The following is a 24,569-nucleotide window of genomic DNA, read 5'->3' as shown; positions in this document are numbered from 1 at the left end:
TCTCTTCATCCGATAACCTCTGCCGACACGCCGCCGGGCCGATGCGGGCCGGGCGCATGAAAACCACGCACATGCCCGGCGCGGTCGCGTCGGCACCCAGGGAGTGAGTTCGTCTGTCGACCGCCATCCTCACCGGTCAGCCGGTCCCCGGATCGTCGCTGGAGAGCGATCTGCGGTCGCTCGGCTTCGACGTGCGGGTCGCCTCCGACGTCGGTGACGCCGAGACGCTCCTCGCGACGGTTCCCGCCGGTCAGCGCGTCGCCGTCGTCGACTCGCGCTTCGTGGGGCATGTGCACGCGCTGCGCCTGGGGCTCACCGACCCCCGCTTCGACGCTGCCGCGCTGCCGGGAGCCGTGACCGTGCAGGCCGCCGCCCGCCAGGCCCTGACCCGCGCGCTGACCCGGGAGAGTTCCGCCACAGCAGGCGGTGCCGCGGTCGCCGTCGACAACCTCGCCGACCGTGTCACCGCCGCCCTCGACGCGGACGGCGTCACCCCGCACCGGCCCGAACTCGGCACCCTGGTCGCCGTCGTCCCCGCCGACCCGCAGGCCTGCAACGAGGCCCGCCAGGCGGTCGCCGCCGTCGACGACGAGGCCGTACGGCTGCGTACGGCGGTGAAGTCCCGCGACGGCTTCTTCACCACCCACTTCATCAGCCCGTACTCCCGCTACCTCGCCCGCTGGTGCGCCCGCCGGGGCCTGACCCCGAATCAGGTCACCACGGCCTCCCTCATCACCGCCCTGATCGCGGCGGGTTGTGCGGCCACCGGCACCCGGGGCGGCTTCGTCGCCGCCGGTGTGCTGCTCATCTTCTCCTTCGTCCTCGACTGCACCGACGGCCAGTTGGCCCGCTACTCGCTGCAGTACTCGACGCTCGGCGCCTGGCTCGACGCCACCTTCGACCGGGCCAAGGAGTACGCCTACTACGCGGGCCTCGCCCTCGGCGCCGCCCGTGGCGGTGACGACGTATGGGCGCTCGCCCTGGGCGCGATGGTCCTGCAGACCTGCCGCCACGTCGTCGACTTCTCCTTCAACGAGGCGAACCACGACGCCACCGCCAACACCAGCCCCACCGCCGCCCTCTCCGACAAGCTCGACAGCGTCGGCTGGACGGTCTGGATCCGCCGGATGATCGTGCTGCCGATCGGTGAGCGCTGGGCGATGATCGCGGTCCTCACGGCGGCCACCACTCCCCGTATCACCTTCTACGCGCTGCTCATCGGGTGCGCGTTCGCTGCGACTTACACCACAGCGGGCCGTGTCCTGCGGTCGTTGACGCGCAAGGCGGAGCGCACGGACCGTGCGGCCACGGCGCTCGCGGACCTCGCGGACTCCGGTGTGCTCGCCGAGCTGGTGGCCCGGGCCGGACGACGACCGCAGGTCCGTCCGTTCTCCCGTTCGCCGGTGCTGATCGCGGCACTTGGGGCGGCGTACATGTTGGGCTTCGCATGGGTGGAGCCCTTCGGCAGCCCTCTCACGAGCATGGCCGCCGTCCTCTACGCGGTCTTCGCGGGCGGTGCCGTCGCCCGCCCCCTCAAGGGCGCCCTCGACTGGCTCGTTCCCCCCTTCTTCCGTGCCGCCGAATACAGCACCGTTCTGGTACTGGCAGCCAAAGCCGATGTGAACGGAGCCCTGCCGGCGGCTTTCGGGCTGGTGGCCGCGGTCGCCTACCATCACTACGACACGGTGTACCGCATCCGCGGCAACGCCGGAGCACCGCCGCACTGGCTGGTGCGGGCGATCGGCGGGCACGAAGGCAGGACGCTGCTGGTCACCGTCCTGGCCGCGCTGCTCGCGCCCACTGAGTTCAAGGTCGCGCTCACGGCTCTCGCCGTGGCCGTGGCCGTGCTGGTGCTCTTCGAGAGCATCCGCTTCTGGGTGACCGCCCATAAGACCGGCGCACCCGCCGTACACGATGAAGGAGAACCCGCATGATCGGCCTCGTGCTGGCGGCCGGCGCCGGACGGCGTCTTCGCCCCTACACCGACACCCTGCCCAAGGCTCTGGTGCCGGTCGGCCCGGAAGGCAACGAGGACAGCCTCACCGTTCTCGACCTCACCCTCGGCAACTTCGCCGAGATCGGCCTGACCGAGGTCGCGATCATCGTCGGGTACCGCAAGGAGGCCGTCTACGAGCGCCGCGAGGCGCTGGAGGCCAAGTACGGCCTGAAGATCACCCTCATCGACAACGACAAGGCCGAGGAGTGGAACAACGCCTACTCCCTGTGGTGCGGCCGTGACGCCATCAAGCACTCGGTGATCCTCGCCAACGGCGACACCGTGCACCCGGTCTCCGTCGAGAAGACCCTCCTCGCCGCCCGCGGCGGCGACAAGAAGATCATCCTCGCCCTCGACACGGTGAAGTCCCTCGCCGACGAGGAGATGAAGGTCGTCGTCGGACCCGAGGGTGGCATGACGAAGATCACCAAGCTGATGGACCCGGCCGAGGCGACCGGTGAGTACATCGGCGTCACCCTCATCGAGGGCGAGGCGGCCGACGAGCTGGCCGACGCCCTGAAGACGGTCTTCGAGACGGACCCGCAGCAGTTCTACGAGCACGGCTACCAGGAGCTCGTGAACCGCGGCTTCCGCATCGACGTCGCGCCCATCGGTGACGTCAAGTGGGTCGAGATCGACAACCACGACGACCTCGCCAAGGGACGTGAGATCGCGTGCCAGTACTGACGAGGCTCATCCCCTCGCCGGTCGTCGTGGACATCCGTCCCGGCGCGCTCGATGACCTGGCGACGATTCTGTCGGACCAGCGCATCGCGCCGTCGGGCCGGCTGGCCTTCGCCATCAGCGCCGGCTCCGGCGCGGCGCTGCGTGACCGGTTCGCCCCCGCGTTTCCGGAGGCGGACTGGTTCTGCGACGCCGACGGCACCATCGACGGCGCGGTACGGCTCGCCGACTCGATCAAGAAGGGCGGTCACTACGACGCCGTGGTCGGGCTCGGCGGCGGCAAGGTCATCGACTGTGCCAAGTACGCGGCAGCCCGGGTCGGCCTGCCGCTGGTCGCCGTGGCCACGAATCTCGCCAACGACGGTCTGTGTTCCCCGGTCGCGACCCTTGACAACGACGCGGGCCGCGGCTCGTACGGTGTGCCGAACCCGATCGGCATCGTCATCGACCTCGACGTCATCCGTGAGGCCCCGGTGCGCTTCGTGCGGGCCGGCATCGGCGATGTGATCTGCAAGATCTCCGCCGTGGCCGACTGGGAGCTGTCCAGCCGGGAGACCGGCGAGAAGGTCGACGGACTGGCCGCCGCCATGGCCCGCCAGGCCGCCGAGGCCGTGCTGCGCCACCCCGGCGGTGTCGGCGACGACGACTTCCTGACGACGCTGTCCGAGTCCCTCGTGCTGTGCGGGATCTCCATGTCCGTGGCCGGTGACAGCCGTCCCGCCTCTGGCGCCTGCCACGAGATCAGCCACGCGTTCGACCTGACCTTCCCCCGGCGCAACGCCCTGCACGGCGAGCAGTGCGGTCTCGGCGGCGCGTTCGCCACCTTCCTGCGCGGCCACCACGAGATCGCGGGGCAGATGGCCGAGGTCCTCCGCCACCACGGGCTGCCCGTCCTCCCGGACGAGATCGGCTTCACGATGGACGAGTTCGTCCAGGTCGTGGAGTTCGCCCCGCAGACCCGGCCGGGCCGCTACACCATCCTCGAGCACCTCGAACTGAGTACCGAACAGATCAAGGACGCATACGCCGACTATGCCAAAGCCATCGGTAGCTGAACTCCGCCCGGTCGTTCACCCCCCGGGTGTGAAGGACCGTCGGAGCGGCGAGCACTGGGCCGGCCGGCTCTACATGCGCGAAATCTCGCTGCGCATAGACCGGCACCTGGTGAACACCCGGGTCACGCCCAACCAGCTGACCTACCTGATGACCGTCTTCGGCGTCCTCGCCGCCCCGGCCCTGCTGGTGCCGGGCATCCCGGGCGCCGTCCTCGGCGTACTCATGGTCCAGCTCTACCTGCTGTTCGACTGCGTGGACGGCGAGATCGCCCGCTGGCGCAAGCAGTTCTCCATGGCCGGCGTCTACGTGGACCGCGTCGGCGCCTACCTGTGCGACGCGGCCGTCCTCGTCGGCTTCGGCCTGCGCGCCGCCGACCTGTGGGGCAGCGGCCGTATCGACTGGCTGTGGGCCTTCCTCGGCACCCTCGCCGCCCTCGGCGCCATCCTGATCAAGGCGGAGACCGACCTCGTCGGCGTCGCCCGGCACCAGACCGGCAAGCCGCCGGTCCAGGAGTCGGCGTCCGAGCCGCGCTCCTCCGGCATGGCGCTGGCCCGCAAGGCCGCCGCCGCACTGAAGTTCCACCGGCTGATCCTCGGCGTCGAGGCCTCCCTGCTGATCCTGGTCCTCGCGTTCCTCGACCAGGCCCGGGGCGACCTGTTCTTCTCCCGGCTCGGCGTCGCCGTACTGGCCGGAATCGCCCTGCTCCAGACGCTGCTGCATCTAGTGTCCATCCTCGCCTCCAGCAGGCTGAAGTGAGCAGCGGCATGAAGGTCGGCGCGGTCATCATCACCATGGGCAACCGCCCCGACGAGCTCCGCGCCCTTCTCGACTCGGTCGCCAAGCAGGACGGCGACCGGGTCGAGGTGGTCGTCGTCGGCAACGGCTCGCCCATCCCGGACGTTCCCGAGAGCGTACGGACGATCGAACTGCCCGAGAACCTCGGCATCCCCGGCGGTCGCAACGTCGGCATCGAGGCGTTCGGCCCGAGCGGCCGGGACGTCGACATCCTGCTCTTCCTCGACGACGACGGCCTCCTCGCCCACCACGACACCGCCGAACTGTGCCGCCAGGCCTTCGAGGCCGACCCCGAGCTCGGCATCATCAGCTTCCGCATCGCCGACCCCGACACCGGCGAGACCCAGCGGCGCCACGTGCCCCGGCTGCGCGCCGCCGACCCGATGCGCTCCTCCCGGGTGACGACCTTCCTCGGTGGCGCCAACGCGGTCCGTACGCAGGTCCTGGCCGAAGTGGGCGGACTTCCGGACGAGTTCTTCTACGCGCACGAGGAAACCGACCTGGCGTGGCGGGCCCTCGACGCGGGCTGGATGATCGACTACCGGTCCGACATGGTGCTGTTCCACCCCACCACCGCGCCCTCCCGGCACGCGGTCTACCACCGCATGGTCGCGCGCAACCGCGTCTGGCTCGCGCGCCGCAATCTCCCGGCCCTCCTCGTGCCGGTCTACCTGGGCGTCTGGCTGCTGCTGACCCTGCTTCGCAAGCCCTCGCGTCCCGCTCTGCGGGCCTGGTTCGGCGGTTTCAAGGAAGGCTGGACGAGCCCGTGCGGGCCGCGCCGGCCCATGAAGTGGCGTACGGTGTGGCGCCTGACCAGACTGGGCCGACCTCCCGTCATCTGACAAGCTCGGTATCTGAGAGCATTCGGCCGTACCCGGTCCAGGCTTCCGCCTCGGCCCGACCAGGCTGCGCACCTTGAGGACGAAAGTTTCCATTTGTGAGTGAGACAACGCATGACGGCAGGGTTGTGGTGAGCGACCGTCCGTCGCCCGATGACGGGCTCACCGCGGCCGAGCTGGCCGCGAAGTACGGGCTGGCCGTGAGCGGCGCCCGGCCCGGACTCGTCGAGTACGTCCGCCAGATGTGGGGGCGGCGCCACTTCATCCTCGCCTTCTCCCAGGCGAAGCTCACCGCACAGTACAGCCAGGCCAAGCTCGGTCAGCTGTGGCAGGTGGCCACCCCGCTGCTGAACGCGCTGGTGTACTTCCTCATCTTCGGTCTCATCCTGAACGCCGACCGGGGCATGTCGCGCGAGGTGTACATCCCGTTCCTGGTCACGGGTGTGTTCGTGTTCACCTTCACCCAGAGCTCGGTGATGGCGGGCGTCCGCGCGATCTCCGGCAACCTGGGCCTGGTGCGCGCCCTGCACTTCCCGCGGGCCTCGCTGCCCATCTCCTTCGCGCTCCAGCAGCTCCAGCAACTGCTGTTCTCGATGATCGTGCTGTTCTGCGTGGCGGTCGGCTTCGGCAGCTATCCACGGCTGTCCTGGCTCCTGATTGTCCCCGTGCTGGTGCTGCAGTTCCTGTTCAACACCGGCCTGGCGCTGGTCTTCGCCCGAATGGGAGCCAAGACCCCGGACCTGGCGCAGCTGATGCCGTTCGTGATGCGCACGTGGATGTACGCGTCCGGCGTCATGTTCTCGATCCCGGTGATGCTGGAGAAGCACCCGGCATGGATCGCCGACATCCTCCAGTGGAACCCGGCCGCGATCTACATGGACCTGATGCGCTTCGCGCTCATCGACGGCTACGGCTCCGAGAACCTGCCCCCGCACGTGTGGGCGGTCGCCGCCGGCTGGGCCGCGCTGGTCGCGTTCGGCGGCTTCGTGTACTTCTGGAAGGCGGAGGAGAGGTACGGCCGTGGCTGACGCACTCATCCCCACCGTCATCGCCGACGAGCTGCACATCGTCTACCGCGTCAACGGCGCCAAGACCGGCAAGGGCAGCGCCACCGCCGCCCTCAGTCGCATCATCAAGCGCGGCGAGGAACGGGGCGTGCGCAAGGTGCACGCCGTCCGGGGCGTCTCCTTCACCGCCTACCGCGGCGAGGCCATCGGCCTGATCGGCTCCAACGGCTCCGGCAAGTCCACCCTGCTGCGCGCCATCGCCGGCCTGCTCCCCGCGGAGAAGGGCAAGGTCTACACCGACGGCCAGCCCTCCCTGCTCGGCGTCAACGCCGCCCTGATGAACGACCTCACGGGCGAACGGAACGTCATATTGGGCGGCCTCGCTATGGGCATGCCCCGCGAGCAGATCCGGGAGCGCTACCAGGAGATCGTCGACTTCTCCGGCATCAACGAGAAGGGCGACTTCATCACCCTTCCCATGCGCACCTACTCCTCCGGCATGGCGGCCCGGCTGCGCTTCTCCATCGCGGCGGCCAAGGACCACGACGTCCTCATGATCGACGAGGCACTCGCCACCGGCGACAGGGCGTTCCAGAAGCGATCCGAGGCCCGCATCCGCGAACTCCGCAAGGAGGCCGGCACGGTCTTCCTCGTCAGCCACAACAACAAGTCCATCCGCGACACCTGCGACCGCGTCCTGTGGCTGGAACGCGGCGAACTCCGCATGGACGGGCCCACCGAAGAGGTCCTGAAGGAGTACGAGAAGTTCACGGGCAAGTGACCCGACGCGTCCCGGGCCCTGTCGGAACTGCTCCGGCGGGGCCCGGCGTCTGCGGAGGAGACCGCAAGCCGGTGTCCGCAAAGGAAGCGTCAACTCCGGCAAGGGAAGAGTCAACTCCGGCTGCCCGTAGGAATCATGGGGGGCAATCGGTGTGTTCTTGTGATGTGCAGGACACCCCGACGGAGCATGGTGCGTTGTACAACGTAAGCTGTGTACCGGTGCCGAATCACGGCAAGTAGGTCCATAATGCGCGACACCCGGCATCCGCCGCATGCGCCGACCGCCGGGCGGCGTGTCCGAAATAGTGCGTATTGGGTCGGCAGTGTAGAACGGGAGATGTGATGGCCATGGCTACGGAAACTCCCCAGCTCGAAGGCGCTTCTGCCGTCCCCGTGCCGGGTGACGAGCGGTGACCGTAACCGGGACGGCGCGCATCGGCGACCCGGAGCGCGACACCCTCGACAAGGCCGCGGCCGAGAACTTTCCCGTCGCGCCGTTCTTCCTGCCCCGGGCCTGGCGCGACGACCTCATGGCGGTCTACGGCTTCGCCCGCCTCGTCGACGACATCGGTGACGGCGACCTCGCCCCCGGCAGCGCCGACGCCCGCCTCCTGGGTGTCTCCCCGCAGGACGCCGGCGACCGGCTCCTCCTCCTCGATGCCTTCGAGGCCGACCTCCACAGGGTCTTCGACTCCACTCCGGGCCACCCGCTGCTGCGCCGCCTCCAGCGCACCGTCCGCCGCCGCTCCCTCACCCCCGGGCCGTTCCTCGCCCTGATCGCCGCCAACCGCCAGGACCAACTGGTCCAGCGGTACGAGACCTACGACGACCTGCTCGCCTACTGCGCGTTGTCAGCCAACCCCGTCGGTCACCTGGTCCTCGCCGTCACCGGCACCACGACCCCCGAGCGGGTCCGCCACTCCGACGCGATCTGCACCGCGCTGCAGATCATCGAGCACCTCCAGGACGTCAGCGAGGACCTCGGTCGCGACCGTGTCTATCTGCCCACCGCGGACATGAAGCGCTTTCACGTCCAGGAGGCGGATCTCGCCGCGCCCACGGCAGGCGCATCGGTGCGCGCACTGGTCGCGTACGAGGCCGAACGCGCCCGGAATCTCCTGGATGAGGGCACCCCGCTCGTGGGTAGCGTCCAGGGCAGGCTGAGGCTGCTCCTCGCGGGGTTCGTGGCGGGAGGAAGGGCGGCCGTCCACGCGATCGCCGCCGCCGAATTCGACGTACTTCCCGGCCCGCCCAGGCCCGGCAAGCTCCGGCTGCTGCGCGAGGCGGGCGCGACCCTGCGAGGAGAGGGGTGATCCGGACCGTGGAGTCGGAACCACACGCGTCCGCACCGGTACTCGCCGCCTACCGCTACTGCGAGGCCGTCACCGGACAGCAGGCCCGTAACTTCGCCTACGGCATCAGACTTCTGCCGACGCCCAAGCGTCGCGCGATGTCCGCGCTGTACGCGTTCTCCCGGCGCGTCGATGACATCGGCGACGGCGCGCTCGCGCTCGACGTCAAGGCGGCCCGACTGGAGGAGGCCCGGGCACTGGTCGCCCGAATCCGCGACGGCGCCGTCGACGAGGACGACACGGACCCGGTCGTGGTGGCCCTCGCCCATGCCGGGGCGCGGTTCCCGATCCCGTTCGACGCCCTCGACGAACTCATCGACGGCGTCCTGATGGACGTACACGGCGAGACCTACGAGACCTGGGACGACCTGAAGGCCTACTGCCGCTGTGTGGCGGGCACCATCGGACGGCTCTCACTCGGTGTCTTCGGCATCGAACCCGGGGCGCGTGGTGCGGAACGCGCGCCGGAGTATGCGGACACCCTCGGGCTCGCGCTCCAACTCACCAACATTCTCAGGGACATTCGCGAGGACGCCCAGGGCGGGCGGGTCTATCTGCCCGCCGACGACCTCGCGAAGTTCGGCTGCTCCGGCGGGTTCGCCGGGCCGCTCCCGCCGGCCGACTCCGACTTCGCGGGTCTGGTGCACTTCGAGGTGCGCCGGGCCCGCGCCCTGTTCGCCGAGGGCTACCGGCTGCTGCCGATGCTCGACCGGCGCAGCGGAGCCTGTGTCGCCGCCATGGCCGGCATCTACCGGCGACTCCTCGACCGCATCGAGCGCGAACCGGAAGCGGTGCTGCGCGGCCGGGTCTCGCTGCCCGGACGCGAGAAGGCCTACGTCGCCGTCCGCGGGCTGTCCGGTGTGGACGCCCGGCATGTGTCGCGCCGTACCGTCAGGAGGCGCGCGTGAGGGACAATCCGGTCCAAGGTGAATCCAACGGGAAAAAGTGGTACGCAACCCTCCGCACCAAGAGGGCGTCCCTGACTGCGACGGCCTGCCGCGGACCGTTTCCTCACCTCGGCGGACCGGCAGGGGAGGGTGCACGATGACCGACGACGCACAGCCCGAAAGGCCGCCGGCCGCGGATGGTACGGGCCGCCCCCGGAGCACGGCCGTGGTGGTCGGCGGGGGACTGGCGGGCATCACCGCCGCGCTCACGCTCGCCGACGCCGGAATGCGGGTCACGCTGCTGGAAGGGCGGCCACGGCTCGGCGGGCTCGCCTTCTCCTTCCAGCGCGGCAACCTGACCGTCGACAACGGACAGCACGTCTATCTGCGCTGCTGCACCGCCTACCGCTGGTTCCTCGACCGCGTCGACGGAGCCGCGCTCGCCCCGCTGCAGGACCGGCTCGACGTGCCGGTGCTCGACGCCGGCGGCAGGCCCGGGCGACGGCTCGGCAGACTGCGGCGCGACGCGCTGCCCGTGCCCCTGCATCTGGGGCGCAGCCTGGCCACGTACACCCATCTCTCGCTCGCCGAGCGCGCCAAAGTGGGGCGTGCGGCGTTGGCGCTCAGGGCGCTGGACCTCGCGGATCCCGCGCTGGACGAGCGGGACTTCGGCGGCTGGCTGGCCGAGCACGGTCAGTCGGCGCGTGCCGTCGAGGCACTGTGGGACCTCGTGGGGGTCGCCACCCTCAACGCGGTGGCCGGAGATGCTTCCCTCGGGCTCGCCGCGATGGTGTTCAAGACGGGTCTGCTGTCCGACCCGGGTGCGGCCGACATCGGCTGGGCCCATGTCCCGCTGGGCGCACTGCACGACCGACTGGCCCGCAAGGCGCTCGACTCGGCGGGCGTCCGTACCGAACTCCGTACCCGCGTCACCTCCATCTCCCCTCAGCAAAACGGGAATTGGACGGTCCAGGTTCCCGGCGAGAGCCTCGACGCCGACGCGGTCGTCCTCGCCGTACCGCAGCGCGAGGCGCACGACCTGCTCCCGGAGGGGGCGCTCGACCACCCCGAGCGGCTGCTGGAGATCGGTACCGCGCCGATCCTCAACGTCCATGTGGTGTACGACCGGAAGGTGCTCCGGCGGCCGTTCTTCGCGGCGCTCGGCTCCCCGGTGCAGTGGGTGTTCGACCGGACCGAGGCGTCCGGGCTGAGCGAGGGCCAGTACCTGGCGCTGTCGCAGTCGGCCGCGCGGGACGAGATCGACGCACCCGTGTCCGTACTGCGCGAGCGGTATCTGCCGGAGCTGGAGCGGCTGTTGCCCCACGCGCGCGGCGCGCACGTGCGGGACTTCTTCGTGACCCGGGAGCGCACCGCGACGTTCGCTCCCACCCCCGGCGTCGGGCGGCTCAGGCCCGGCGCCCGCACCAAGGCACCCGGCCTGTACCTGGCCGGAGCGTGGACCGCCACCGGGTGGCCCGCGACCATGGAGAGTGCGGTCCGCAGCGGTGTCAGTGCGGCGGACGCCGCGCTCGGCGCCCTGGGCCGGCCCCGAGACCACCTCTTCGCCTATGAGGAGGCAGCGTGACGCTCGATGCGCACAGGACCGGATCCCGCACTCCCGGTACCGCAACAAGAGGAGAGACTGTGCCCACTGTGCCCCCGGCCGAGGCGGCCGCTCGGAGGACAGCGGTGGACGTGACCGCGCTCCTGGAGCGCGGGCGGACCCTGGCCACCCCCGTGCTGCGGGCGGCCATCGAACGGCTGGCGCCCCCCATGAACACGGTCGCCGCCTACCACTTCGGCTGGATCGACGCCCACGGCAACCCGGCCGACGGCGACGGCGGCAAGGCGGTGCGCCCCGCGCTCGCCGTGCTGTCCGCCGAGGTCACCGGCGCCGCACCCGAGGTCGGCATCCCCGGCGCGGTCGCGGTGGAGCTGGTGCACAACTTCTCGCTGCTGCACGACGACCTGATGGACGGTGACGAACAGCGCCGCCACCGCGACACCGTGTGGAAGGCGTACGACCCCGCCCAGGCCATCCTCGTCGGCGACGCCCTGATGGTCCTCGCCAACGAGATCCTCCTCGAACTCGGCACCGCCGAGGCGGCCCGCGCCACCCGCCGCATCACCACCGCGACGCGCGCCCTCATCGACGGCCAGGCCCAGGACATCTCCTACGAGCACCGCGAGCGGGTCACCGTCGAGGAGTGCCTGGAGATGGAGGGCAACAAGACCGGCGCCCTGCTCGCCTGCGCCTGCTCCATCGGCGCGGTCCTCGGCGGCGCCGACGACCACACCGCCGACACGCTGGAGAAGTACGGCTACCACCTCGGCCTCGCCTTCCAGGCCGTCGACGACCTGCTGGGCATCTGGGGCGACCCGGTGGCCACGGGCAAGCAGACCTGGAGCGATCTGCGCCAGCGCAAGAAGTCCCTGCCGGTCGTGGCCGCCCTCGCGGCGGGCGGCCAGGCCTCCGAGCGGCTCGGCGAGCTCCTCGCCGCAGACGCCAAGAGCAGCGACTTCGCGAACTTCTCCGAGGAGGAGTTCGCCGCGCGCGCCGCCCTCATCGAGGAGGCGGGCGGTCGGGAGTGGACCGCCGAGGAGGCGCGTCGCCAGCACGCCATCGCCATCGAGGCGCTGGACTCGATCCGGATGCCCGAGTACGTGCGGGACCAGTTCGCGGCGCTCGCCGACTTCGTCGTCGTACGGAAGAGATGATCGCCATCGACCGACGAAACGTCGTCATCGGTCGAATAGGCCTCGCGTAGTCGCCGGCCGGTGCTGTCACCGGATGCGCACCGGCCGACGGCTGACCCACCGCAGAGAGATCCGTCCACTGCATGAAGGGGAAGCCATGACAGCGACGACCGACGGAAGCACCGGGGCACTGCCGCCCCGCGCTGCCTCGGCCAGCGAAACCGACACCGACACCCCCGTGGCGGCGGGGGGCCAGGACGCCGCCGCGCACGCCATACGGCGTGCCACCGATTTCCTGCTGGCACGGCAGAACGCCCAGGGCTGGTGGAAGGGCGACCTGGAGACCAACGTCACCATGGACGCCGAAGACCTGCTGCTCCGTCAGTTCCTCGGCATCCGCGACGAGAAGACCACGCGGGCCGCCGCGCTCTTCATCAGAGGCGAGCAGCGCGCGGACGGCACGTGGGCCACCTTCTACGGAGGACCGGGCGAACTCTCCACCACCATCGAGGCGTACGTCGCGCTGCGGCTGGCCGGGGACGCCCCGGACGAGCCCCACATGGCGAAGGCGTCCGCGTGGATCCGGGAGCGGGGCGGGATCGCCGCCGCCCGGGTCTTCACCCGGATCTGGCTGGCGCTGTTCGGCTGGTGGAAGTGGGACGACCTGCCGGACATGCCGCCGGAGATCGTCTACTTCCCGAAGTGGATGCCACTGAACATCTACGACTTCGGATGCTGGGCGCGCCAGACGATCGTCCCGCTGACCGTCGTCTCGGCGAAGCGCCCGGTGCGGCCCGCGCCGTTCCCGCTCGACGAGCTGCACACCGACCCTGCCCTACCAAATCCGCCCAAGCCCCTTGATCCGATGGGAAGTTGGGAAGGTGCCTTCCAGCGGCTCGACAAGCTGCTGCACGGCTATCGCAAGGTCGCGCTGAAGCGGCTGCGCAAGGCGGCCATGAACAGCGCGGCCCGCTGGATCATCGAGCGGCAGGAGAACGACGGCTGCTGGGGCGGCATCCAGCCACCGGCCGTGTACTCGCTGATCGCGCTGCATCTGCTCGGCTACGACCTCCATCACCCCGTGATGCGGGCCGGGTTGGAGTCCCTCGACCGGTTCGCCGTGTGGCGTGAGGACGGGGCCCGGATAATCGAGGCCTGCCAGTCGCCGGTGTGGGACACCTGCCTCGCGACCATCGCCCTCGCCGACGCGGGCCTGCCCGCCGATCACCCGCAACTCGTCAAGGCCGCCGACTGGATGCTCGGCGAGGAGATCGTCCGGCCCGGGGACTGGGCGGTGCAGCGGCCTCAACTGCCGCCGGGCGGCTGGGCGTTCGAGTTCCACAACGACAACTATCCCGATATCGACGACACCGCCGAGGTTGTGCTCGCGCTGCGTCGCGTCCGGCACCACGACCCGGAGCGCGTGGAGAAGGCCGTCCGGCGTGGGGTGCGCTGGACGCTCGGTATGCGGTCGCGGAACGGCGCGTGGGCCGCGTTCGACGTCGACAACACCAGCGCGTTCCCCAACCGGCTGCCCTTCTGTGACTTCGGCGAGGTCATCGACCCGCCGTCCGCCGATGTCACGGCCCATGTGGTGGAGATGCTCGCGGTCGAGGGTCTGTCCCACGACCCGCGCACCCGGCGGGGCATCGAGTGGCTGCTGGCCGAACAGGAGCCGAACGGCTCGTGGTTCGGCCGCTGGGGCGTCAACTACGTCTACGGCACCGGGTCGGTGGTGCCGGCGCTCGTGACCGCCGGGCTGCCCGCCGCACACCCCGCGATCCGCCGGGCCGTGGCCTGGCTGGAGACCGTGCAGAACGACGACGGCGGCTGGGGCGAGGACCTGCGCTCCTACCGCGATGCCGCCGAGTGGGGCGGCAAGGGCGCCTCCACCGCCTCCCAGACCGCATGGGCCCTGCTCGCACTGCTGGCGGCAGGGGAGCGGGACTCCAAGGCCACCGAACGCGGCATCGAGTGGCTCGCCCAGAGCCAGCGGGACGACGGCGGCTGGGACGAGCCGTACTTCACCGGGACCGGCTTCCCCTGGGACTTCTCGATCAACTACCACCTCTACCGGCAGGTGTTCCCGCTCACCGCGCTCGGCCGGTACGTCAACGGCGAACCGGCCGTCCTGAAAGCCAAGGGGGGCTGATGGCCACGGCCTCCGCCCCGGCCCCGCTGCTGATCGCGTGCGCGCTCGGCATCGAGCGGCTCGCCCTGCGCGGCGGCGACCGGGGCTCTGCCGGGGGCCCGGTCACCGTCCTGCGGACCGGCATGGGGCCGAAGGCCGCCGAGCGGGCCGTCACCCGGCTGCTCGCCGACCCCGCCCTCGCCGACGCGACCGTGCTGGCCACCGGCTTCTGCGCCGGGCTCGCCCCCGGGATGCACCCCGGTGACCTGGTGGTCGCCGAGGAGACCCGGGGCCCCGGCGGCACCGTCACGCCCTGCGTGGGCACCGAACGACTCGTCAAGGAGCTGATGCGGGCCGTGCCTGGGCGCACGGTCCACAGCGGCCCGCTCACCGGATCCGATCACGTCGTACGCGGTCAGGAACGCTCGGATCTGTTCGCGACCGGCGCGATCGCGGTCGACATGGAGTCGGCGGTCACTCTCCACACCGCCATGAGATCGGGCACACGCCCGGTTGCGGCCGTCCGGGTGGTCGTGGACGCCCCAGAACATGAACTGGTCCGGATCGGCACGCTACGCGGTGGAATATCAGCCTTCCGCGTCCTTCGCGCCGTTCTTCCCGCTTACTACGAATGGCACCGTTCTTTGCTGCTCCCCAGGAGGTGAGCCAGATGGCCATGCCGCTCCGCCAGTCCATCAAGGTGGCGACGTATCTCGCTGAACAGAAGCTCCGCAAGAAGGACAAGTTTCCGCTGATCGTCGAGTTGGAACCGCTCTACGCCTGCAATCTGAAGTGCGAGGGCTGCGGCAAGATCCAGCATCCGGCGGGCGTGCTCAAGCAGCGCATGCCGGTGGCGCAGGCCGTGGGCGCCGTGCTGGAGTCCGGTGCGCCGATGGTGTCGATCGCGGGCGGCGAGCCCCTGATGCACCCTCAGATCGATGAGATCGCCAGGCAGTTGGTGGCCAGGAGGAAATACGTCTTCCTGTGCACCAACGCGCTGTTGCTGCGCAAGAAGATGGACAAGTTCACGCCATCGCCGTACTTCGCGTTCGCCGTGCACATCGACGGACTGCGGGAACGCCACGACGAGTCGGTGGCGAAGGAAGGCGTGTTCGACGAGGCCGTGGCGGCCATCAAGGAGGCCAAGCGGCACGGCTTCCGGGTGACCACCAACTCGACCTTCTTCAACACCGACACCCCGCAGACCATCATCGAGGTCCTCAACTACCTCAACGACGACCTCAAGGTCGACGAGATGATGATCTCGCCCGCCTACGCCTACGAGAAGGCCCCCGACCAGGAGCACTTCCTCGGCGTCGAGCAGACCCGCGAACTGTTCAAGAAGGCCTTCGCCGGGGGCAACCGGCGGCGCTGGCGGCTCAACCACTCGCCGCTGTTCCTCGACTTCCTTGAGGGCAAGGTCGACTTCCCGTGCACGGCGTGGGCGATCCCGAACTACTCGCTCTTCGGCTGGCAGAAGCCCTGCTACCTGATGAGCGACGGGTACGTCCCGACGTACCGGGAGCTGATCGAGGACACCGACTGGGACGCGTACGGACGCGGCAAGGACCCGCGCTGCGCCAACTGCATGGCGCACTGCGGCTATGAGCCGACCGCCGTCCTCGCCACCATGGGGTCGCTGAAGGAGTCCCTGCGCGCGCTGCGCGACACAGTGTCCGGGAACCACGGGAACCAGGGGTGACGCCATGACCGCCGTATCTCTGGGCGTTCCCGAAGTGCCCGCCCCGCCGGTCGCGGAGCGTCGGCTCTCGCGATTGATCCAGGTCGGGCCGGTGGCCGTCGGGGGCGGGGCCCCGGTGTCCGTGCAGTCGATGACGACGACCCGTACGTCGGACGTCGGCGCCACCTTGCAGCAGATCGCGGAACTCACCGCGTCCGGCTGCCAGATCGTCCGGGTCGCCTGCCCCACGCAGGACGACGCGGACGCGCTCGCCACCATCGCCGCCAAGTCGCAGATCCCGGTGATCGCGGACATCCACTTCCAGCCGAAGTACGTGTTCGCGGCGATCGAGGCCGGTTGCGCGGCGGTGCGGGTGAACCCCGGGAACATCAAGCAGTTCGACGACAAGGTCAAGGAGATCGCGCGGGCAGCGAAGGAGCACGGGACCCCCATCCGGATCGGGGTCAACGCCGGCTCGCTCGACAAGCGGCTGCTGCAGAAGTACGGCAAGGCCACGCCCGAGGCGCTGGTGGAGTCCGCGCTGTGGGAGGCGTCGCTCTTCGAGGAGCACGACTTCCGGGACATCAAGATCTCGGTCAAGCACAACGACCCGGTCGTGATGATCGAGGCGTACCGGCAGTTGGCGGCTCAGTGCGACTACCCGCTGCATCTGGGGGTGACCGAGGCCGGTCCGGCGTTCCAGGGCACGATCAAGTCCGCTGTCGCCTTCGGGGCGCTGCTCAGCGAGGGGATCGGCGACACGATCCGGGTCTCGCTGAGCGCCCCGCCCGCCGAGGAGGTCAAGGTCGGCATCCAGATCCTGGAGTCGCTGAACCTGAGGCAGCGGCGGCTGGAGATCGTGTCGTGTCCGTCGTGCGGGCGGGCGCAGGTCGATGTGTACCGGCTGGCGGACGAGGTGACCGCCGGCCTTGAGGGCATGGAGGTCCCGTTGCGGGTCGCGGTCATGGGCTGCGTCGTCAACGGGCCGGGAGAGGCGCGAGAGGCGGACCTGGGGGTCGCCTCCGGCAACGGCAAGGGGCAGATCTTCGTGAAGGGCGAGGTCATCAAGACCGTTCCCGAGTCGAAGATCGTGGAGACCCTCATCGACGAGGCGATGAAGATCGCCGAGCAGATGGAGAAGGACGGCGTCGCGTCGGGGGAGCCGGCGGTCACCGTGAGTTGACGACACGGGCTTTAAGAGCACGCATCGAGAGGGGGCCCGACGTGACGATTCTGGAGAGCATCCGGCAACCGCGCGACCTGAAGGCGCTGACCGAGGCGGAACTCGGTGTACTGGCCGAAGAGATCCGGGAGTTCCTGGTGCACGCGGTCGCCAGGACCGGTGGTCACCTGGGGCCCAACCTGGGGGTGGTGGAACTGTCCATCGCGCTCCACCGGGTCTTCGAGTCACCCGTCGACCGCATCGTGTGGGACACCGGTCACCAGAGTTACGTACACAAACTTTTGACTGGACGTCAGGACTTCTCCAAGTTGCGCGGCAAGGGCGGCCTGTCCGGCTACCCCTCGCGCGAGGAGTCCGAACACGACATCGTCGAGAACAGCCACGCCTCCACCGCCCTCGGCTGGGCGGACGGCCTCGCCAAAGCACGTCAGGTGCAGAGGGAGAAAGGGCACGTCGTCGCCGTCATCGGGGACGGCGCCCTGACCGGCGGCATGGCCTGGGAGGCGCTGAACAACATCGCGGCCGCCAAGGACCGACCGCTGATCATCGTCGTCAACGACAACGAGCGCTCGTACGCGCCGACCATAGGCGGCCTCGCGAACCACCTCGCGACCCTGCGGACCACGGACGGCTACGAGCAGTTCCTGGCCTGGGGCAAGGACGTACTGCTGCGCACACCGGTCGTCGGCAACCAGATCTACGAGGCGCTGCACGGGGCCAAGAAGGGCTTCAAGGACGCCTTCGCGCCGCAGGGCATGTTCGAGGACCTGGGGCTGAAGTACGTCGGGCCGATCGACGGGCACGACATCAACGCGGTCGAGTCGGCGCTGCGCCGCGCCAAGCGCTTCCACGGGCCGGTCCTCGTCCACTGCCTGACGGAGAAGGGCCGGGGGTACGAGCCCGCCCTCGCCCACGAGGAGGACCACTTCCACACGGTCGGCGTGATGGACCCGCTCACCTGCGAGTCGCTCGCGCCGTCGGGCGGGCCGTCCTGGACCTCGGTCTTCGGCGACGAGATCGTCCGGATCGCCGACGAACGCGAGGACGTCGTAGCCATCACGGCAGCCATGCTGCACCCGGTCGGGCTCGGCAGGTTCGCGGAGAAGTTCCCGGACCGGGTGTGGGACGTCGGGATCGCCGAGCAGCACGCGACCGTGTCGGCGGCCGGACTCGCGACCGGCGGGCTCCACCCGGTCGTGGCCGTCTACGCGACCTTCCTCAACCGGGCCTTCGACCAGCTGCTGATGGACGTGGCCCTGCACCGGTGCGGGGTGACCTTCGTCCTCGACCGGGCCGGGGTCACGGGAGTCGACGGACCGTCACACAACGGCATGTGGGACATGTCCATCCTCCAGGTCGTACCCGGACTGCGGATCGCCGCGCCGCGCGACGCCGAGCAACTGCGGACGCAGCTGCGGGAAGCGGTCGCCGTGGACGACGCGCCCACGCTGATCCGGTTCCCGAAGGAGTCGGTGGGGCCGGAGATTCCGTCGCTGGAGCGGGTGGGGGGCATGGACGTCCTCCACAGGGACGATCGGGCGGAGGTGCTCCTCGTCGCCGTCGGTGTCATGGCGCCGGTGTGTCTGGAGGCCGCCGAGTTGCTTCAGGCACGGGGCATCGGCTGCACGGTGGTGGACCCGCGCTGGGTCAAGCCGGTCGACCCGGCGCTGCCGTGGCTCGCCGACGAACACCGGCTGGTGGCCGTCGTGGAGGACAACAGCCGGGCGGCCGGAGTCGGTTCGGCGGTCGCACTCGCGCTGGGGGACGCCGAGATCGACGTACCCGTACGACGGTTCGGGATTCCGGAGCAGTTCCTGGCGCACGCCAAGCGGGGTGAGGTGCTCGCGGACATCGGCCTGACGCCGGTCGAGATCGCCGGGCGGATCAGCGCCTGCCTGGCCGTAAAGGATGAACCGCCCAAGGAGAAACCGTAGATGACCACCGAGGAACGCGCCGCAGGCACCGAGGAGTTCGACCTCGGCAGACTCCTCGCCGAGCGGGGCGCCGAACGCTACGAACTGCACGCCCGGTACCTGAACCACCAGCTCCCGCGCATGCTGCACACCATCGGCTTCGACAAGGTCTACGAGCGGGCCGAGGGCGCGTACTTCTGGGACGCCGACGGCAACGACTACCTCGACATGCTCGCCGGGTTCGGGGTGATGGCGCTCGGCCGCCATCACCCCGTGGTCCGCAAGGCACTGCACGACGTCCTCGACGCACAGCTCGCCGACCTGACCCGCTTCGACTGCCAGCCGCTGCCCGGGCTGCTCGCCGAGCGGCTGCTCGCCCACAGCCCGCATCTGGACCGGGTGTTCTTCGGCAACAGCGGCACGGAGGCCGTCGAGACCGCGCTGAAGTTCGCCCGGTACGCCACCGGCAGACCGCGGATCCTGTACTGCGACCACGCCTTCCACGGGCTCACCACCGGCTCGCTGTCCGTCAACGGCGAGGACGGCTTCCGGGACGGGTTCGCGCCGCTGCTGCCCGACACGGCCGTACCCCTCGGTGATCTCGACGCCCTGGCACGGGAGTTGAAGAAGAACGACGTCGCCGCGCTGATCGTCGAGCCCATCCAGGGCAAGGGAGTTCACGAGGCACCGCCCGGATATCTGCGTGCCGCCCAGGAGTTGCTGCGCGCGCACAAGGCGCTGCTGATCGTCGACGAGGTGCAGACCGGGCTCGGGCGGACCGGGGACTTCTACGCCTACCAGCACGAGGAGGGAGTCGAGCCGGACCTGGTGTGCGTGGCCAAGGCCCTCTCCGGGGGCTATGTGCCGGTCGGCGCGACCCTCGGCAAGGAGTGGATCTTCAAGAAGGTCTACTCGTCGATGGACCGCGTCCTCGTCCACTCGGCGAGCTTCGGCTCCAACGCGCAGGCCATGGCGGCCGGCCTCGCCGTCCTCTCCGTGCTGGAGAACGGGGAGATCGTGGCCAACGCCCGGGCCACGGGGGAACTGCTGAAGAGCCGGCTCGCGGCGCTGGTCGACAAGTACGAGCTGCTCAGTGACGTACGCGGCCGGGGCCTGATGATCGGCATCGAGTTCGGCAGGCCCAAGTCGCTGAAGCTGCGCGGCCGCTGGACCATGCTCCAAGCGGCACGCAAGGGGCTGTTCGCGCAGATGGTCGTCGTACCGCTGCTGCAACGGCACCGCATCCTCACCCAGGTCTCCGGCGACCACCTGGAGGTGATCAAACTGATTCCGCCGCTGGTCATCGGGGAGCGGGAGGTGGACCGGTTCGTCGAGGCCTTCACCGAGGTGATGAACGACGCGCACAGCGGGGGCGGGCTGATGTGGGACTTCGGCAAGACGCTGGTGAAACAGGCGGTGGCCAACCGTTAGCCGCCTAATCAGGTGTTTGCCTCTGAGGCAAGGAATTTGCCGTAGAGGCAAGCTTCCGGCTGAATGGAGGGCATGAGCCCCTCCGAGGGTACGCACCCTCCCGAGCCCCCGGCGGACGGGGAACTGCCCGCCGTCGCCCCGCAGCTGCGGGCCCTGCGCCGTCGGGCATCCCTCACGCTGGAGGCTGCGGCCCGGGCCGCCGGGCTGTCGCCCGCGCATCTGTCGCGGCTGGAGACCGGACAGCGCCAGCCGTCGCTGCCGATGCTGCTCGCGCTGGCCCGCATCTACGGCACGACTGTCTCCGAGCTGCTCGGTGAGACCGTCGCCGATCGAGATGCCGTTCTCCGCGCCGACGACATGGAGCCCACCAAGGCCGGCGGCTGGACGTACTGGCAGGCGGGCGCGCCCGGGCGGAGCATGCAGGCGCTGCGCGTCCATGTGCCGTACGGCTCGCAGGGCGACATCGTGCGGGTGCATCCCGGTGAGGAGTGGCTGTACGTCCTGAAGGGGCGGCTGCGGCTGCGCCTCGGGGACACCGCGCATCTGCTCGCGCCCGGGGACAGCGCGCACTTCGACTCGCTGACCCCGCACCGCATCGCCGCCGCCGACCACGACGGCGCCGATCTCCTCTTCGTCCACACCCTCTTGCAGAGCCCGACCGCCACGTTGTGCCTCGGGTCGACCGCCCCCGGAGAGACCTCATGAGCGACCTGGAAGAGAAGTTCCCCCGCGCCCTGTGGGTGCGGCTCATCATCTACATCGCGGTCGGCCATGTCTTCGCGGCCTTCATCTATTTGCTGTTCGAGGTGGGCACCAAGCAGTAGCCGAAAACGGACATCTCCCTCGGCTAGTCGAGCAGGCGCTCGCGCAGGCGGGACCGGGTCTCCGGGGTCACCTTCAGGCCCTGCTCCAGGTATGTGTCCACGTCGCCCCAGGTCTCCTCGACTGTGTCGAAGGCCGCCCGCAGATAATCGGCGCGGGCGTCGAAGAGGGGGCTGAGCAGCTCCATGACCTCCGGGGAGTAGGCGCTGGCGGCGGAGCTGCTGCGGTGCACCTTGTAGCGGCGGTGCTTGGCGTTCGACTCCAGATAGTCGGCGACGATGGCCTCGCGCTCGACACCGAGGGCGAGGAGCGTGACGGCTATGGACAGGCCCGCGCGGTCCTTGCCCGCCGCGCAGTGCATCAGCGCGGGCACGCTGTCCTCGGCCAGCGCGTGCAGCACACGGGAGTGCTCGGCCGTGCGCTGCACGACGATCGTGCGGTAGGAGGCGATCATCCGGCCCACCGCCTTGCCGTCGTCCAGCAGCTCACGCAGCTGGTCCAAGTCGCCGTCACGGACCATCTTCCAGAACTCGGCGCCGTCCGCCGGGTCGGAGAGCGGCAGGTTCACATTCCGCACGCCGGGCAGGTCGACGTCCGGACCCTCCAGCTTCTGGTCGGCCGCGTTGCGGAAGTCGAAGATCGTGTGCAGGCCGAGGGTGGTCAGGAACGCGGCGTCCTCGTCGGTCGCGTGCGCGAGATGGCCGCTGCGGAACAGCAGTCCGTGACGCACCCGACGGCCGTCCACGGTCGGCAGTCCGCCCACGTCGCGAAAGTTGCGCACTCCGGTCAGCTCAGGCTCGGTCGACGGGATCTGCTGCGTCACTGGGGCTCCTCCCCTCCGGCCGTCGGCGCCGCTCGTCGACGGGCACGCCCTCGGCATCGAGGCGCGCACTCGACGATACGACACGGCTGGGTACGGCAATGAGTTGTCCACAGGCGCCGCGGCACGCCCGTCGACGGTTGTCCACAGGCGGCGCCGGCCGACGGCCGGGGCCTGAGATGATGTTGCCGCCCGATCGCACCTGTTCGAATCTGTGGGGTCTTGATGTTGGAAATCGGCGCAGACGGCCGGACCTGGCTTCTCACGGGGCCGAGGAGCAGCTATGCCCTGCGGCTCACCGAGGCCGACGAGTTGCTGCACCTGCACTGGGGCCCACGGATCGCCCTCGCCGACGCCGAGGAACTGGCCGCCCGGCAGCAGCTGCCGTACTGGCCGTTCGAGGCCCCGGTCGACGGGCACGAGGAGTACCCCGTCGAGGGCGGCCCCCGTTTCGTACGGCCCGCGCTGTCCGTGCGCACGGAGGAGCGGCGCGGCACCGAGTGGGCCTTCCAGACATACGAGGCCGCGGGTGACGAGCTGCGGCTGCGGTTCACCGACGACGGTCTCGGGATCACACTGCACTACCGGATGCGCGACGACGTGATCGAGCGCTGGGTGACCCTTGCCAACGAAGGTCCGGTGGTGGAGCTGCTGCGGGCCGACTCGGCGACCTGGACACTGCCGCTGCGCGAGGAGAGCTGGCGGCTCTCCCAGCTGCACGGGCGGTGGGCGGCCGAGTCACGGCTGGTGCGCGGGGACCTCACCTACGGGGAGAAGGTCATCGGCAGCCGGCGCGGGCACACCGGGCATCAGCATCTGCCCTGGGTCGCCCTCGACACCGACGCGACCGAGGAGCGCGGCGAGGTCTACGGCTGCGCCCTCGGCTGGTCGGGCACCTGGCGGATCGCCGTGGCCCAACTCCCCGACGCGCGCGTGCAGATCACCGGCGGCGCCGGGTACGACGAGTCGGGCCTGCTGCGGCTGGAGAGCGGTGAGACCTTCACGACGCCCCTCTTCCCGGGGCTGTGGAGCGACGGCGGCTTCGGCGGGGCGAGCCGCGCCTGGCACGCCTACCAGAGGGCGTACGTCATCCCGGACGCGGACCAGGACCGGCCGGTGCTCTTCAACTCCTGGGAGGCCACCGAGTTCGACATCTCGGAGGAGCAGCAGGGGGTGCTCGCGCGGCGGGCGGCGGCCATCGGGGTCGAGTTGTTCGTGGTCGACGACGGCTGGTTCGGGACGCGGACCAGCGACCGGGCCGGGCTCGGCGACTGGACCCCCAACCCCGACCGCTTCCCGAAGGGGTTGAAGCCGCTCGCCGACTATGTGCACGCCCTCGGCATGCAGTTCGGCATCTGGGTGGAGCCCGAGATGATCAACCCGGACAGCGATCTGTACCGGGCTCATCCCGACTGGGTGCAGTTCCAACCGGGACGAAAGCGGACGGAACTGCGCAATCAGCTCGTTCTCAACCTCGCTCGCGAGGACGTCCAGGAGTACCTCTGGGAGCAGTTGAACGGCCTCCTTTCCAGTGCGTCCATCGACTACGTCAAATGGGACTTCAACCGCTGTTTCACGGACGCCGGCTGGCCCGGGGAGCCGTACCCGCAGAAGCTCTGGGTCGAGCACGTCCACGCCTTCTACGCCCTGCTGGACCGGCTGCGGGCCGCGCATCCGGGCGTCGCGTTCGAGTCGTGCTCCGGTGGCGGTGGCCGGATCGACCTCGGGGTGATGGCGCGGACGGACCAGGTGTGGACCTCCGACAACACCGACCCGCTCGACCGGCTCGCCATCCAGCACGGGTTCAGCCAGATCCATCCGGCCCGGGCCATGGCCGCCTGGGTCACCGACAGCCCGAACAGCCAGCTCAACGGACGGGTCAGCTCGCTGCGGTTCCGCTTCGTCAGCGCCATGGCGGGCGTGCTCGGCGTCGGTGGCGACCTCGCGGAGTGGAGCGAGGATGAGTTGGACGAGGCTCGGCGCTGGGTGGAGCTGTACAAGGAGATCCGGCCGGTCGTGCAGCGCGGTGACCTCTACCGGCTGCGTGCGCCGGCGGGTGGGCTCAGTGCCGTGCAGTACGTCCACGGTGACGAGGTCGTCGTCCTCGCCTGGCTCCAGGCCCAGCACTACGGTGAACCGCTCGCGCCGGTCCGGTTGCGCGGCTTGGACCCGGAGGAAACGTACGAGTGCCGCGAAACGGGCGAAGTGCATCGAGGTGCGGTGCTGTTGCATCACGGGTTGCGGACAGGGCTGCGTGGTGACTTTGATGCGGCAGTTATCCGGCTGCGTCGCACTTGGGTGAACTGTCCGAAATACAGCAGTAATTCCAACTAGCCCTGGAATAAAGTCTACTGGGCCGTAGGTGCGTGAGCAGCGTCATATTCGTGACGGACTGTTGCCGTCATGTTCACGTAATTTGCGCCTGTTTCCAGGGCGGTTGGAATGGGTTAAAGGCCGCTCATTTACGGAGCGTAATCGCGAATTGGTGCAAGGAT

At 69.8% G+C, this 24,569-nt stretch carries 22 protein-coding genes; 21 read left to right on the top strand and 1 reads right to left on the bottom strand.

Going from position 1 to position 24,569, the window contains the following annotated elements; all coding sequences use genetic code 11:
• The first annotated feature begins 113 nt into the window (after positions 1–113).
• The 20 genes from F3T56_RS05920 to F3T56_RS05830 all read left to right on the top strand — a co-directional run bounded on the left by F3T56_RS05920 (position 114) and on the right by F3T56_RS05830 (position 21,256).
• Positions 114–1,934, top strand: coding sequence for a DUF5941 domain-containing protein (locus F3T56_RS05920; RefSeq protein ID WP_149823627.1), 1,821 nt, complete (start codon positions 114–116; stop codon positions 1,932–1,934).
• A complete protein-coding gene (locus tag F3T56_RS05915) occupies positions 1,931–2,683 on the top strand; it encodes a phosphocholine cytidylyltransferase family protein (protein ID WP_149823626.1) in 753 nt (250 codons plus the stop codon). The genes F3T56_RS05920 and F3T56_RS05915 overlap by 4 nt, the downstream gene beginning before the upstream one ends.
• Positions 2,671–3,735 carry an iron-containing alcohol dehydrogenase family protein gene (locus F3T56_RS05910; RefSeq protein WP_149823625.1) on the top strand — a complete coding sequence of 355 codons (1,065 nt, stop codon included), beginning with the start codon at positions 2,671–2,673 and terminating at the stop codon, positions 3,733–3,735. The genes F3T56_RS05915 and F3T56_RS05910 overlap by 13 nt, the downstream gene beginning before the upstream one ends.
• A gap of 28 nt (positions 3,736–3,763) precedes the next feature.
• Positions 3,764–4,492: a CDP-alcohol phosphatidyltransferase family protein gene (locus F3T56_RS05905; RefSeq protein WP_149823624.1), complete on the top strand. Its 729-nt coding sequence runs from the start codon at positions 3,764–3,766 to the stop codon at positions 4,490–4,492.
• Positions 4,489–5,373: a glycosyltransferase family 2 protein gene (locus F3T56_RS05900; protein ID WP_149823623.1), complete on the top strand. Its 885-nt coding sequence runs from the start codon at positions 4,489–4,491 to the stop codon at positions 5,371–5,373. The genes F3T56_RS05905 and F3T56_RS05900 overlap by 4 nt, the downstream gene beginning before the upstream one ends.
• A gap of 95 nt (positions 5,374–5,468) precedes the next feature.
• Complete coding sequence (locus F3T56_RS05895) at positions 5,469–6,398, top strand: ABC transporter permease (RefSeq protein ID WP_149823622.1); 930 nt, start codon at positions 5,469–5,471, stop codon at positions 6,396–6,398.
• Positions 6,391–7,158 (top strand): ABC transporter ATP-binding protein, encoded by a 768-nt coding sequence (locus F3T56_RS05890; RefSeq protein WP_149823621.1) that lies wholly within the window; start codon positions 6,391–6,393, stop codon positions 7,156–7,158. Before F3T56_RS05895 ends, F3T56_RS05890 begins: the two co-directional genes overlap by 8 nt.
• Positions 7,159–7,567: 409 nt before the next feature.
• Positions 7,568–8,470, top strand: coding sequence for a squalene synthase HpnC (gene hpnC, locus F3T56_RS05885; RefSeq protein WP_149823620.1), 903 nt, complete (start codon positions 7,568–7,570; stop codon positions 8,468–8,470).
• Entirely contained in the window at positions 8,467–9,417 is a 951-nt protein-coding gene (hpnD, locus tag F3T56_RS05880) for a presqualene diphosphate synthase HpnD (protein ID WP_149823619.1), read from the top strand. Before hpnC ends, hpnD begins: the two co-directional genes overlap by 4 nt.
• Positions 9,414–9,557, top strand: a complete 144-nt coding sequence (locus F3T56_RS49985; RefSeq protein ID WP_425473548.1) for a DUF6380 family protein — start codon at positions 9,414–9,416, stop codon at positions 9,555–9,557. Before hpnD ends, F3T56_RS49985 begins: the two co-directional genes overlap by 4 nt.
• On the top strand, positions 9,554–10,981 hold the full coding sequence (gene hpnE, locus F3T56_RS05875; RefSeq protein ID WP_149823618.1) for a hydroxysqualene dehydroxylase HpnE: 1,428 nt from the start codon (positions 9,554–9,556) through the stop codon (positions 10,979–10,981). The genes F3T56_RS49985 and hpnE overlap by 4 nt, the downstream gene beginning before the upstream one ends.
• Before the next feature lie 59 nt (positions 10,982–11,040).
• Positions 11,041–12,114: a polyprenyl synthetase family protein gene (locus tag F3T56_RS05870; RefSeq protein ID WP_425473547.1), complete on the top strand. Its 1,074-nt coding sequence runs from the start codon at positions 11,041–11,043 to the stop codon at positions 12,112–12,114.
• 136 nt (positions 12,115–12,250) lie between these two features.
• Positions 12,251–14,245, top strand: a complete 1,995-nt coding sequence (gene shc, locus F3T56_RS05865; protein WP_149823616.1) for a squalene--hopene cyclase — start codon at positions 12,251–12,253, stop codon at positions 14,243–14,245.
• Positions 14,245–14,889: a phosphorylase family protein gene (locus F3T56_RS05860; RefSeq protein WP_149823615.1), complete on the top strand. Its 645-nt coding sequence runs from the start codon at positions 14,245–14,247 to the stop codon at positions 14,887–14,889. Before shc ends, F3T56_RS05860 begins: the two co-directional genes overlap by 1 nt.
• Before the next feature lie 5 nt (positions 14,890–14,894).
• On the top strand, positions 14,895–15,926 hold the full coding sequence (gene hpnH, locus F3T56_RS05855) for an adenosyl-hopene transferase HpnH (RefSeq protein WP_149823614.1): 1,032 nt from the start codon (positions 14,895–14,897) through the stop codon (positions 15,924–15,926).
• 4 nt (positions 15,927–15,930) lie between these two features.
• Positions 15,931–17,088 carry a flavodoxin-dependent (E)-4-hydroxy-3-methylbut-2-enyl-diphosphate synthase gene (ispG, locus tag F3T56_RS05850; protein WP_149823613.1) on the top strand — a complete coding sequence of 386 codons (1,158 nt, stop codon included), beginning with the start codon at positions 15,931–15,933 and terminating at the stop codon, positions 17,086–17,088.
• 41 nt (positions 17,089–17,129) lie between these two features.
• On the top strand, positions 17,130–19,022 hold the full coding sequence (dxs, locus tag F3T56_RS05845) for a 1-deoxy-D-xylulose-5-phosphate synthase (protein WP_149823612.1): 1,893 nt from the start codon (positions 17,130–17,132) through the stop codon (positions 19,020–19,022).
• Entirely contained in the window at positions 19,023–20,432 is a 1,410-nt protein-coding gene (locus F3T56_RS05840) for an aspartate aminotransferase family protein (RefSeq protein ID WP_149823611.1), read from the top strand.
• A gap of 72 nt (positions 20,433–20,504) precedes the next feature.
• Entirely contained in the window at positions 20,505–21,137 is a 633-nt protein-coding gene (locus tag F3T56_RS05835; RefSeq protein WP_149823610.1) for a helix-turn-helix domain-containing protein, read from the top strand.
• Positions 21,134–21,256: a DUF6126 family protein gene (locus tag F3T56_RS05830; RefSeq protein ID WP_149823609.1), complete on the top strand. Its 123-nt coding sequence runs from the start codon at positions 21,134–21,136 to the stop codon at positions 21,254–21,256. Before F3T56_RS05835 ends, F3T56_RS05830 begins: the two co-directional genes overlap by 4 nt.
• A 23-nt stretch (positions 21,257–21,279) precedes the next feature.
• Here F3T56_RS05830 and F3T56_RS05825 read toward each other — a convergent pair whose 3' ends face one another.
• Complete coding sequence (locus F3T56_RS05825) at positions 21,280–22,077, bottom strand: tyrosine-protein phosphatase (protein WP_149823608.1); 798 nt, start codon at positions 22,075–22,077, stop codon at positions 21,280–21,282.
• A 222-nt stretch (positions 22,078–22,299) separates the two neighbouring features.
• Here F3T56_RS05825 and F3T56_RS05820 point away from each other — a divergent pair, with 222 nt between their 5' ends.
• Positions 22,300–24,408, top strand: a complete 2,109-nt coding sequence (locus F3T56_RS05820; RefSeq protein WP_149823607.1) for an alpha-galactosidase — start codon at positions 22,300–22,302, stop codon at positions 24,406–24,408.
• Positions 24,409–24,569: the final 161 nt, after the last annotated feature.

Source organism: Streptomyces tailanensis, assembly GCF_008386495.1.
Taxonomy (GTDB): domain Bacteria; phylum Actinomycetota; class Actinomycetes; order Streptomycetales; family Streptomycetaceae; genus Streptomyces; species Streptomyces tailanensis.
The sequence above is the reverse complement of the archived record's forward strand: the minus strand, read 5'-3'. Positions and strand labels throughout refer to the sequence as shown.